This is a genomic window from Nocardia sp. 852002-51101_SCH5132738 (assembly GCF_001665695.1).
GTDB lineage: Bacteria > Actinomycetota > Actinomycetes > Mycobacteriales > Mycobacteriaceae > Nocardia > Nocardia nova.
This window is the reverse complement of sequence record NZ_LZML01000124.1, coordinates 61,519-73,491: the sequence shown is the minus strand read 5'-3', so window position 1 is coordinate 73,491 and position 11,973 is coordinate 61,519. Positions and strand designations below refer to the sequence as shown.

General features: G+C 69.0%; 8 protein-coding genes. 1 reads left to right on the top strand and 7 read right to left on the bottom strand.

The features are described 5' to 3' along the window. The first annotated feature begins 168 nt into the window (after positions 1–168). Positions 169–2,553 (top strand): ATP-dependent DNA ligase, encoded by a 2,385-nt coding sequence (locus A5789_RS18500; protein WP_064902612.1) that lies wholly within the window; start codon positions 169–171, stop codon positions 2,551–2,553. A 134-nt stretch (positions 2,554–2,687) separates the two neighbouring features. Here A5789_RS18500 and A5789_RS18495 read toward each other — a convergent pair whose 3' ends face one another. The 7 genes from A5789_RS18495 to A5789_RS18465 form a co-directional block, all read right to left on the bottom strand. After that, complete coding sequence (locus tag A5789_RS18495) at positions 2,688–3,356, bottom strand: ammonium transporter (protein ID WP_227463040.1); 669 nt, start codon at positions 3,354–3,356, stop codon at positions 2,688–2,690. Positions 3,357–3,581: 225 nt separating this feature from the next. Continuing rightward, on the bottom strand, positions 3,582–4,319 hold the full coding sequence (locus A5789_RS18490) for an energy-coupling factor transporter transmembrane protein EcfT (protein ID WP_030513304.1): 738 nt from the start codon (positions 4,317–4,319) through the stop codon (positions 3,582–3,584). After that, a complete protein-coding gene (locus tag A5789_RS18485; RefSeq protein ID WP_082940796.1) occupies positions 4,316–6,610 on the bottom strand; it encodes an ATP-binding cassette domain-containing protein in 2,295 nt (764 codons plus the stop codon). The genes A5789_RS18490 and A5789_RS18485 overlap by 4 nt, the downstream gene beginning before the upstream one ends. Positions 6,611–6,689: 79 nt before the next feature. Further along, complete coding sequence (locus A5789_RS18480) at positions 6,690–8,168, bottom strand: NAD(P)/FAD-dependent oxidoreductase (protein WP_063017613.1); 1,479 nt, start codon at positions 8,166–8,168, stop codon at positions 6,690–6,692. A gap of 81 nt (positions 8,169–8,249) precedes the next feature. After that, positions 8,250–9,029 (bottom strand): metallophosphoesterase, encoded by a 780-nt coding sequence (locus tag A5789_RS18475; RefSeq protein WP_064902620.1) that lies wholly within the window; start codon positions 9,027–9,029, stop codon positions 8,250–8,252. Positions 9,030–9,246: 217 nt separating this feature from the next. Next, a complete protein-coding gene (locus A5789_RS18470; protein WP_227463041.1) occupies positions 9,247–10,023 on the bottom strand; it encodes an RluA family pseudouridine synthase in 777 nt (258 codons plus the stop codon). A 71-nt stretch (positions 10,024–10,094) separates the two neighbouring features. Continuing rightward, the gene (locus A5789_RS18465; protein ID WP_063017615.1) at positions 10,095–11,894 is read right to left on the bottom strand and encodes an acyl-CoA dehydrogenase; all 1,800 of its coding nucleotides are present in this window, start codon (positions 11,892–11,894) and stop codon (positions 10,095–10,097) included. Between the last annotated feature and the right edge of the window lie 79 nt (positions 11,895–11,973).

Sequence of the window (11,973 nt, the reverse complement as noted above, 5' to 3'; positions counted from 1 at the left end):
CGCCCCCGCAGACTCCGCCCGCCACCCCGCCGCAGGCGCCGCAGCCGCCGGAGGGCTGAGCACGAGGCGGGATGCCCGGTACAACCGGGCTCACTCGCCGATCGAGGACGGGCACCGGCCGGAGGTTCACTCCTCCGGCGGGGCCCGTTTTCGCTTTACACTGCGACTATGGCGGCGCGCCGCGAGTTCGGGGGCATCGAGGTCGGTCTGACCAACCTCGACAAGGTGCTGTATCCGGCGACGGGTACCACCAAGGGTGAGGTGATCGACTACTACACCGCCATCGCACCGGCTCTGCTGCCGCATATCGCCGACCGTCCGGTGACGCGTAAGCGCTGGCCCAACGGGGTGAGCGAATCCTCGTTCTTCGAAAAGAATCTGGCCTCGCACGCGCCGAAATGGATTCAGCGCCGGCCGATGGATCATTCCGATCGCCGGGTGAACTATCCGGTCATCGACTCGGTGGCCGGGCTGGCGTGGCTCGGACAGCAGGCGTCGCTGGAAATCCATGTGCCGCAATGGCGTTTCGTCGACGGATCGCGCGGTCCGGCCACCCGCATCGTCTTCGATCTCGATCCCGGGCCGGGGGTGGACCTGGCCGATTGCGCGACGGTGGCGTTGTGGATTCGCGATACCGTCCGCGACGCCGGTCTCGATGCCTATCCGGTGACCAGCGGCAGCAAGGGTATTCACATCTATGTGCCGCTGGACCGGGTACTGAGTCCCGGCGGCGCCTCGACGGTCGCGAAACAGCTGGCGACCGGGCTGGAGAAGCTGCATCCGGCGCTGGTCACGGCGGCGATGTCGAAGGCCGTGCGGCCGGGCAAGATCTTCCTGGACTGGAGCCAGAACAACCCCGCGAAGACGACCATCGCGCCGTATTCGCTGCGCGGGCGCGAGCAGCCGACGGTCGCGGCGCCGCGCAGCTGGGACGAGATCGCCGACCGAAAGCGCCTGCGGCAGTTGCACTTCGACGAGGTACTCGAACGCTGGCGTTCCGACGGGGATCTGCTGGCGGGTTTGGATCCGCCCCTGGGCGCCGGCGCGGTGGATCCGCTGCAGACCTACCGGTCCATGCGCGACCCCGACCGCACGCCGGAACCGGTTCCGCCCGGGCCGCCCGATCCCGGTGCGGGTGATCGCTTCGTGGTGCAGGAGCATCACGCTCGGCGACTGCACTGGGATGTGCGACTCGAACGCGACGGTGTGCTGGTGTCGTGGGCGGTGCCGAAGGGGCCGCCGACCTCGCCGTCACAGAACCGGCTGGCCGTGCACACCGAGGACCATCCGCTGGAATACCTCCATTTCCACGGCACCATCCCGCGCGGTGAATACGGTGCCGGGCAGATGACGATCTGGGACACCGGCACCTACGACACCGAGAAGTGGCGTGCGGACGAGGTGATCGTCCAGTTTCACGGCGAGCGTCTCGACGGCCGCTACGCCTTCATCCGCACCGACGGCAAGCAGTGGTTGATGCACCTGATGAAATCGCAGGTCGCCGAGCCGGAAGAGGAGGCGGAGCAAGGGGATTCGGCCGACGGTCACCGAGGCGACCCGCAAGAGGTTGCCGGACGTAGCGGCGGCTCCGGCGCGGCCGAAAACGGCGTCGCCGAACACGATGTCGCAGCGCGCACCACGAGCCGGACCGAGACGCGGTCGGGCGGAGCCGAGTTCCCGCGCGGACTGTCGCCGATGCTGGCGACCTCCGGGGAAGTGGCGAAACTCGGCGCCCGGGACTGGGTCTTCGAGACCAAATGGGACGGGTTCCGGGTCATCACGGAAATCGACGACGGCAACGTGGTGATCCGCAGCCGGGCGGGCAATATCGTCACCGACCGCTATCCGCGCATCGCCGAGCTGGGGCGGCAACTGCGGGGGCATCGGATCGTGCTCGACGGGGAGGCGGTCGTCTTCGATGCCGAGGGTTCGTCGAATCTGGCCCTGTTGCAGGCGGATCCGGCCCATGCGGAACTGGTCGCCTTCGACGTGCTGTATCTGGACGGCACCTCGCTGCTGCGCAAGCGCTACGCGGATCGGCGGCAGGTGCTGGAGGCGCTGGCCGAGGGCGTGCCCTCGCTGCTCGTCCCGCCGCGCCTGGAGGGTTCCGGTGCGGACGCCCTGGAATACAGCCGTGAGCATCGGCTCGAGGGAGTCGTCGCCAAACGCAAGGATTCGGTTTATCTGCCCGGCAAGCGCGGCCAGTCGTGGATCAAGACCCGCAACTGGCGCACCCAGGAGGTGATCATCGGTGGCTGGCGTCGCAGTGCCGCACGAGAATTCGCCTCCCTGCTGGTCGGCGTCCGCTACGACGGCGAGCTGTATTACATCGGCCGGGTGGGTACCGGCTTCAGCGACCGCGAGATGTCGGGGCTGACCGCGCGCCTGCGGCCCCTCCGCCGCAAGACCAGTCCCTTCGCCAACGAGCTGACCGCCGACGAACGCAAGGATGCCGTCTGGGCGACGCCGAAAATTCCCGGCACGGTGCGGTATATGAACTGGACCGAGTCCGGGCGGCTGTGGCATCCGGCGTGGGTGCCGGACGAGAAGTAGTTCCGTCACAACCGGTTTCGGCCTCCCGAACGGGCCGGCTACTCGCGCGGGCGACCCGTTCTCGTGCCGCGGCCCGACGGCCCGGCGCCACGAGGTGTGGGCGCCGGACCCTTCGGGATGTTCGGTTGGGCGAGTCAGTTCGTGGTGGCGGTGTACCACTTCGTGGTGCCCGCCGGAGCGCTCAGCGTGCTGATGAGATCGATGGCGGCCACGACCAGCGTGGGTCCGCCGACCACCAGCGAGCCGATGATCGCGCCCGCGGTGGCACCCGTGATGAATCCCGGAATCGCCCCGATACCGCCTGCCGCGGCGCCGACGACCAAGCCGATCACTCCGCCGATGGCGGTACCGATGAAGCTGCCGATCGCGGTTCCGAGCCCGAATTGGGTTGCGAACGCGTTCATCGCGCTCTGATTCTCCAGCGGCGAGGCCACCGGGGTCACCGGCGCGGGCCGCGCCGCCGCGGCGTCCTTCACTACGGTCAATTCCAGGACCCGGGCGTCGTCGCGCACCTGGTGGGGCAGGGGGTATTCCACACCGTCCTGCCGCAAGGACAGCGGCAGTGTGACGAGCGCGCGGCCGTCGGCGTCGGTGACGTCGACGGTGCGTCCGTCGGCGTCGACGCGGAAAAAGCCGCCGTCGAGAGTGGTTTCGACGGTATTGCCCGTCAGATGGGTTTCGTAGCGCACCGTGGGTGCGCCGGTATCGGCATGGACGGTACCTGCCCCGAGGGCGACGGCCACTACTGCCGGAAGGGCAAGAGCGGCGAACTTGCGCAGAAACATTCCGGTTCCAATCTCCATCAGGAAGAAATTCGGTAGCCGAAAACGACGCGCGCTGAGAACCCAATACCCCCGACGTATCTCAACCCCTGCGCGTGGAGCCGCGGTCCGGCTAACTCACTGAGGTAACCGTACCTTCACTCGGTCGCAAAGTGGGGTGAATTCGATCGCCTGACTTCGTGTTTCGCAAAGCGGAATAAGTTTGCCCGTTTCGACATGAGATCGCTGAAGATTTGCTTCGGCGAGTTACAGAAACACGCCGATCGCCGCCGCGCCGCCGCACACCACCACCGACAGGACGAGAGCGAGGTAGTCGGCCCGGCGGGGTCCGGCCGGATGCGCGGTCAATTCACCTGTCCCGCCGCGTGCCGTGATGGCCTCGCCCAACTCCCCGGCGCGACGGGTGGCGACGGCCATGGCCGCGGTGAGAATGTCCACGAGCGGATTCGCGGCTCCGCGCGCCATCGACCCGTCCTTCGGACGCAGCCGGCGGGCGGCGCGCAACACCCGGATCTCGTCCATCAGCAGTGGCAGTCCGCGCAGGGTCAGCGCCACGACGACCGCCCATTCGTCCACCGGAATCCGCAGAACTCGCAGCGGCGCACCGAGTTTGGCCAGGGCGGGAGCGATCTCGCTCATCGGGGTCGTCCAGGCGATCAGGAACGAGGTGGTCAGCAACACCAGCCCGAACAGCGTGACCTGGACATACCGCAGTACGGCGGCACCACCGGTCGGGATGGTGATCAGCCCGCCGAGCACGATCAGTGCCCAGAACCACCACGGCAGCCGCGGCAACGTGCCCAGCGGCAGCCGGGCGATCAGGCCGATCGCGATCAGGAAGGCGACCACCACGCCCAGGACCGGCCACGCGGGCTGCAACATCAGCAGCACACTGATGAAGAAGGCGACGATCATCTTGGTCCCGGCCCACAGCCGATGGATCGGGCTGTCGACCGGAACTTCGCGCAGCAGCACCATACTCATCGCGCACCTCCGAGGGCGTCGCCGTGCCGGCCGCGGCTGCGGCGCTGTGTGCCCCGGGCTCGATCGGTCTCGGGCCGGCCGCCGTCCGTCGCGCCGTTCGTCCCGGGCTGCACCGGTTCGGACCGCGGGCCCGCGATCCCCGTTTCCCCGCGCCCGTCGCCGTCGGCCGGCGGGCCGAGTACGGGTTCGGCCGGACCCGGGGGCGCCACCGCCGGGGCGCCGGCGGCATCGGCCGAGCTCTCGGCGGCGGCCGCGACGGCCGGCAGGCTTTCCAGGATGAGACCGGATTGCAGGTGGACCGTCCGGTCGCAGACACTCTCCATATCGGCCACATCGTGCGAGATGACGATCAGCGTCAGTCCCGAATCCCGCAGCCGGGCGAGCAGTTCCACCACCTCCGCGCGGCCCTCCGGATCGAGTCCGGCCAGGGGTTCGTCGAGCACCACGACCTGCGGGCGACTGGCGACGATCGCGGCGAGAACCACTCGCTTGGCCTGACCACCCGACAATTCCTCGATCGAGCGGGAGGCCATCGCCCGGTCCAGCCCGACCGCGTCGAGCGCGCGGCCCACCGCCCCGGAACCGGTGCCGTGCCCGCCCCAATCCTCGATCTCGGCGCCGACGGTCTGGCGCTGCAGTTGCAGCCGGGAGTGCTGGAAGGCCAGCTCGACCGCGCCGATGCGCTTGTGCACCGGCCGCGACCCCGTGTAGTCGCACAGCCGGCAACTGCCGGTGGTCGGCACGACGAGTCCCGCCATGATCCAGGCCAGGGTGGATTTTCCCGACCCGTTGCCGCCGACCACGAGCAGTGTCTCCCCGCGATGGACGGTCAGATTCACCCCGCGCAGCGCGGTCGCCGCCCACGGGGTGCCGCGGTTGTAGGTGTGGCGCACATCCCGCAGCTCCAGCAGCGGTTCGCCGATCGGGGAGCGTCGCAGATTGCGCACCGGGCGCGGCCAGGCCGGCAGATGGTCGACCTGGCGACCTCCGGAGAGATGGATGACCCGCTCGGCCGCCGCCGCGTCGGCCTCGTGGTGGGTGACCAGGACGACGGCCATCCGGTGCCGGGCGGGCAATCCGGCGAGCAGCGCGACCAGTTCGCGCCGGCCGTCCGGATCGATCATCGAAGTCGCCTCGTCGGCCACGAGCAGTGCGGGATTCCGAGCTAGGGCGGCCGCCACCGCCAGGCGCTGTTGCTGGCCGCCGGACAGGGTCGCGGTCTCCGCGCCACCGAGCCCGCTCAGCCCGACCTCGCACAGCAACGCCTCCACGTCGACCGCCCGCGCGGCCTCGGCGGGCAGCCCCCACACCACGTCGTCGGCAACCAGTACCCCCAGCGTCTGACTCTCGGGCCGCTGCAGCACCAGCGCGGTGCCGCCGATCACGCCGAGCCCCGCCGAACCGGGACGTTCGACCGTGCCGCCGGTGGGCGGAAGGCCGGCCAGCAGCCGGGTCAGCGTCGACTTGCCGGATCCGTTGTGGCCGACGACGGCGACGAATTCGCCGATCTCGACGGACAGGTCGATATCGCTCAGCGCATCGGCGCGCGCACCCGGATAGCGGAAGGACACGCCGCGCAACCGGACCGGCACCGGTGCGACCGCGCGGGTATCGGCCGGCGCGTCCAGTCGATCCCGCCCCGGCAGCCACTCCAGCCGATCCAGGACCGAGCCGAGGACGAACCAGGAGAAGACGGCGGTCATGACCACGCCCAGGAATACACCGCCGCCGATGTAGAGCCACCACCAGCTCAGCACGCTGTCGGTGACCGAGACGACACCGTTGCCCAGCGATTCCAGCTGTGGCTGCCGGGAGAGCATGTGATCGATGCCCTGGGCGATATTGCGCACGTTGTCGAAGACCAGCCGCCGCGAGGCGGCGAACAGGTAGAGCATGCCGACCGAGAAGGCCGCCCAGATCAATCCGGCCAGTGACGACAGGAACAGGACGGTGATCAGTCCGCGTCGCCGCCGTTTGACGATTCCGATGATGCCGCCGATGGTCGCCGCGCTGACCACGGTGGCCGCGGGCACCAGGCCGGCGGCGACGAAGCTCACCAGGGTCGCGGCCACGGTCGCGCCCAGGATGGCGCGCAGCCGGTAGCGCTGCGCCAGCAGGCCCATCGGCACCGCGGCGACCAGATTGAGGGCCGCCGCGTAGGGCACCACCGAGCCGATGGTCACCAGCCCGACGGTCACCCCACCGAGGACCGCCGCGGTGGCGAGTTCGACGGGGCGCAGCGGGCCGTGAGCGATTCGCGGCTCGGCGCCGGCGGAAGGAGGCGCGGTCACGGCTCAAGTCTGCCAGCACCGGCGGACTGCGGGACGGCCCTCGCCGGGGCGGAGGTCGTACGCGGACCGCGTCGGCTGGTCATGACGTATGGACCGGTTCCGGTGCGCGCAGGACGTAGTCGTCCGGATTCAGAGACCGGGTGCGCAAGCGGTACGCGGTGACGGTGCCGGGCCAGTTGTTGGTGATCCGCCCGGCGGCATTGCGGTACCAGCTCGAGCACGCGGTCCACGGCGTGCGCAGCAACCGGCGCTGGGTCTGCGCATCGAAGGCCGCCGCGGTCTCGGACTTCACCTCGAGACAGGATCCCGGATGTTCGCTCAGATGTGCCACGGCCTGCCGGATGTAGCGGGCCTGGCATTCGATCATGTAGATGATCGAGCCGGTGCCCAGATTGGTGTTGGGTCCGTACATCAGGAACAGATTCGGGAATCCCGGCACCGTCATCCCGAGATAGGCGCGGGCCCCCTCGGCCCACATCTTCTCCAGTTCCGCGCCGTCGCGACCGAATATCCGGATCGGCCAGAGGAATTCGCTGCCCTTGAAGCCGGTGCCGTAGACGATCACGTCGGCCGGGTGCACGGTTCCGTCCGCGGTGCGCACGCCCTCGGGCACCACCTCGGCGATGGGCTCGGTCACGACGTCCACATTCGGCCGCATCAGCGCCGGGTAGTACTCGTTGGAGAACAGCACCCGTTTGCACAACACCGGATAGTCGGGGGTCAGCTTCGCGCGCAATCGCGGATCGGGCACATCGTGGCGAAGCGCGCGGGTACCCAGCCAGGTCGCGATGCGCCGGATCGGCGGGATCGCGGTCAAGCCCAGGGAGAAGAACTCCAGAAAGCACCACACCCACAGGCGCTGGGCCAGCCGCAGGCCGGGCACGTGTGCGAACAGGGCGTGATGGATCGGCCGGTACTCGCGGTCGGTGCGCCGCACCACCCAGGCAGCGGTCCGCTGGAACAGCGTCAGACGGGCCACCTCGGGTGCGATGGCGGGTACGAATTGGATTGCGCTGGCGCCGGTTCCGATCACCGCGACCCGCTTGCCGGCGAGGTCGACATCGTGGTTCCACTGCGCGGAATGGAACGACGGCCCGGCGAACGTCTCGATGCCCGCGATATCGGGCATGCGCGGGCGCGACAGCTGCCCGACCGCGCTGATCAGCACGTCGGCGGATCGGATGTCGCCGTCGGCGGTGCGAACCGTCCAGCGCCCGGCGTGTTCGTCGAAGCTCGCCTCGGTGACCTCGGCGCCGAATCGGATCCGCTCGAGCAACCGATGTTTCGTCGCCACCGCATGCAGGTAGCCCAGGATCTCGGCCTGACCGGAGTAGCGATGCGGCCAATCCGGCTTCGGTTCGTAGGAGAACGAGTACAGCGGTGAGGGCACGTCGCAGGCCGCGCCCGGATAGGTGTTCTCCCGCCACACCCCGCCCAGGTCGCTCGCCCGCTCCAGAATCGTGAGGTCGTCGAAACCGTTGCGCTGCAGCTCGATTGCCGCGCCGAGTCCCCCGAACCCGGCTCCGACGATGATGACCGACGGCTTGGTAGCGGGCATGCGCGCGCTCCTCGAATCGAGAACAGTATCTCCACTGTAGGCGCGTGCCGCCGCCTCCGAACCCCGTTCCGGAAACCCTGCTCAGCGCGGTTGTACGCGGATCCGGCCGCCCATCGGCACGGTGCGGACGATCGAGGTCAGCCGCCGGTCCGCGACGGCGTGCAGCACCATGGACGGGTCGGGCGCGTAGTCGATCGGAACGTCGCCGGGCTCCTCGACCTCCCATGCCCCGCCGATGGCCGAGGCCACACTGGGCGCCACCACCAGTGGCCGCCCACCGAACAGCGTGGTGCCCATGGCGTGCATATGTCCGGTGAGCACGCCGAGAATCCGCGCATCACCGGCGACGGTGCGCTCCAGCCGTTCCGGATCGGCGAGCCGGATGGGATCGACCACCGTCGAGTACATCGGTACCGGCGGGTGGTGCATCGCCACCAGCACGGAGGCGTCCGCGGGCGTGGTGGCCAGCAACCGGTCCAGCCACGCGTAGGTTCGCTCGCCCAGCTCCCCGCCGCCCGAACCGGGAATCGTGGAATCGAGCAGTGCCACGGTGAGCCCGCCGATATCGACGGCCTGATTGATCGGTCCCTCCTCGGCGGCGCCGTCGAGGAGCGTCCGCCGCAGATTGGCCCGGTCGTCGTGGTTGCCGGGCAGGACGTACAGCGGAATGTCGGTGGTCAGCGCTTTGCGCGCCTGTTCGTACTGGGCGAGGGTCCCGGATTCGGTGAGGTCGCCGGTCACGAGGATGGCGTCGGGCCGGCGCGGTAATCGGTCGAGGTAGCCGAGAACGGCGGCGACTCGTTCGGCGTTGCGCGAATCCAGGTCGAAGTGGGTATCGCTGAGCTGTGCCAACAGAATCATGGCGTCCGCTTTCTCGTGGGATCGCACCGTTGCGCCCGTCGCCGGGAACGACCTGTGCGAGCCCGTGTGGAATCGGCCCCCGGGTGTGATCGCTTCGGCCGCATGTGTGCCGATACGGCACTTGTCCAGAGTAGAAGGTCCTCAGCGCGCCGTCTGCGTGACGGATGCCACCTTTTATAGCAGAAGGCTATGGGGAAATGCCGGAAAGGGCGGGGCGCTATTCCGCAGCGATCCGCTCGAGCAGGGCGGCCGGATCGTCGATGATCGGGCTCGATCCCGTCGAGAAGAAATCCGCACCCGGTACGGCGGTCAATGCGAGTTCGGAATCCGCACGCCAGGGCGCCTCCACCCGCAACGACAGCGAGTGCAGATGGGTGCGCGCGTACTCACCCGATTTGTCGAACAGCGGATCGCCCGCGATCGGATAGCCGATCCAGGCCAGGTGAACCCGGATCTGATGCCGCCGCCCGGTGATCGGCCGGGCCAGCAGTACCGTGTGCCGATCGGTCCGCGCCACGGTGGTGAACTCGGTCCGGGACGGATAGTTCTTACCGGCCAGCAGATCGCTCTCGGCGACCGTCCACATCTGCCCCTCCCGCCGGATGGTGTCGCGCGGTGCCGCGATCCGCACCCGGTTCTTGCGCCCGACGCTCAACGGCAGGTCGATCACGCCGGTGTCGGGCAGATCGGTGGCGGCGGTGACGACCAGATACCGCTTGTCGGCCGTGCGCTTGGTGAACTGCCTGGTCAATCCGCCGTGTGCGGCCAGATCCTTGGCGAACAGCACCAGGCCCGAGGTGACCTTGTCGATGCGGTGCACCGGGTAGAGGGTGATTCCCTCGGCCGCGGCCAGCTCGACCAGATCGGTGTCGTGGCGTTCCCCGGTCACGGCGATCCCGGCCGGCTTGTTCAGCGCGATGATCGCCTCGTCCTCGTCGACGAGGAACTGCCGCGCCAGCTGCTGCCAGCCCATCTCCACCGGGTGCGTCTCCACCGGGCCAGATTAGTCCGCGGCGCGATGGCCGAATATCGCCAGGAGGGGTGGGCGCCGCCCGGCTCGGTGTGTTAGAGCCAGGCGTCGTCGAGGTCGGTCGTGGTGCGATCCATCGCGTCGAGCAGATCGAAAAGCGGTGCGGTACGGGGCAATTCCCAGTGGAAGAAGTACCGTGCCGCGACCCGCTTACCGCGGTGGAAGTCCTCGGATCCGCGCGCGGCGGCCACCGCCTGCTCCAGCCAGATCCAGGCCAGCACCACATGTCCGAACGCCTCCAGGTACGCGGACGAATTCGCCAGTGCCGCTTCCGGATCGGCGTCGCGCCATACCGTGGCGGTGGTGGTCGCGATGCGTCCGGCGGCCGCGGCCAGCGCATCGGCGAAGTCGCCGAGTTCCGCGTCGCCGGTCGCGCGAGCCCGGTCGACCGTTTCGCCCATGGTGTCGAGCAGCAGGGTCAGTGCCGCGCCGCCGTCCGCGACCACCGCCCGGCCGAGCAGGTCCAGGCTCTGAATGCCGTGTGTCCCTTCGTGAATCGGGTTGAGGCGGTTGTCGCGGTAATGCTGTTCGACGTCGTAGTCGCGGGTGTATCCGGCGCCGCCGTGCACCTGGATGGCGAGGTCGTTGGCGGCCAGGCACCACTGGCTCGGCCAGCTCTTGGCGATCGGGGTCAGGACGCGCAGCAGGAGGGCGACGCGCTGCGCCTCGTCGGCGTCCACGGCGCTGCGCTGGCGGTCGATCAGGGTGCCGCAGTACAACTGCAGGCCCAGCGCGCCTTCGGCATAGGCCTTCTGCGCCAGCAGCATTCGGCGAACGTCGGGATGCTGCGCGATCGGGACCTGCGCGCTCGCACCGCCCTTCGCCGTCACCGGGCGGCCCTGCGGCCGATTGCGGGCATAGTCGAGGGCCTTGAGGAAGCCGGTGTACCCCAACGCGGTAGCGGCCAGGCCGACGCCCAGGCGTGCCTCGTTCATCATGTGGAACATGTAGGTCAGTCCGCGATTCGGCTCACCCACCAGATAGCCGACCGCACCCGGTGCGCCGCCGGGTGTGAACGCCCCGTCGCCGAAGACCGGCGCCGTGTTCACCGTGCCGCGCCAGCCCATCTTGTGGTTGATCCCGGCCAGCACCACATCGTTGCGCTCGCCGAGCGAACCGTCCTCGGCGGGCAGGTATTTCGGCACGATGAACAGCGAGATGCCGCGGGTTCCGGCATCCGATCCGGGAATGCGCGCCAGGACCAGATGCACGATGTTCTCCGACAGGTCGTGGTCACCGCCGGAGATCCACATCTTGCGGCCGAACAGCCGGTACGTGCCGTCGTCCTGCGGGACGGCCTTGGTGGTGATGTCGGCCAGCGAGGAACCCGCCTGGGGTTCCGACAGCGCCATCGTGCCGAAGTAGCGCCCGGTGAGCATCGGCCGCACGAAGCGGTCGAGCTGTTCCGAATCCGCGTGCGCGGCGAGCAGGTTGGCGTTGCCGATGGTCAGCAGCGCGTAGCTGGCGGTCGCCACATTGGCGGCGTAGAACCACGCCATGCACGCGGTGAAGACCGTATGCGGCAATTGCATACCGCCCACGCGCTCGTCCATCGCGGCGCCGACGAATCCCGCCTCCGCGAAGGCCGACAGCGCCGTCGCCACCTCCGGAATGATGTGCACCTTCTCGCCGTCGAAGGTCGGCTCGTGCAGATCGCCCTGGCGGTTGTGCGGGGCGAAGTACTTCTCGGCCAGCTCCCGGCTCAGCGCGAGCACCTGATCGAAGGTCTCGCGGCTGTGTTCCCGATAGCGCTCGCGCTCGGTCAGCCCGGTCACGTCGAGCCACTCGTAGAGCAGGAAATCGAGGTCGCGAGCGGACATGATGAGCGAATCCATATCCCAAGCCTGCTGGGCGACGCCCGCGCGCGCAAGGTGCGCGGGCGTGGCGCCGCGCGACGGCTCCCGCGTGGCATGT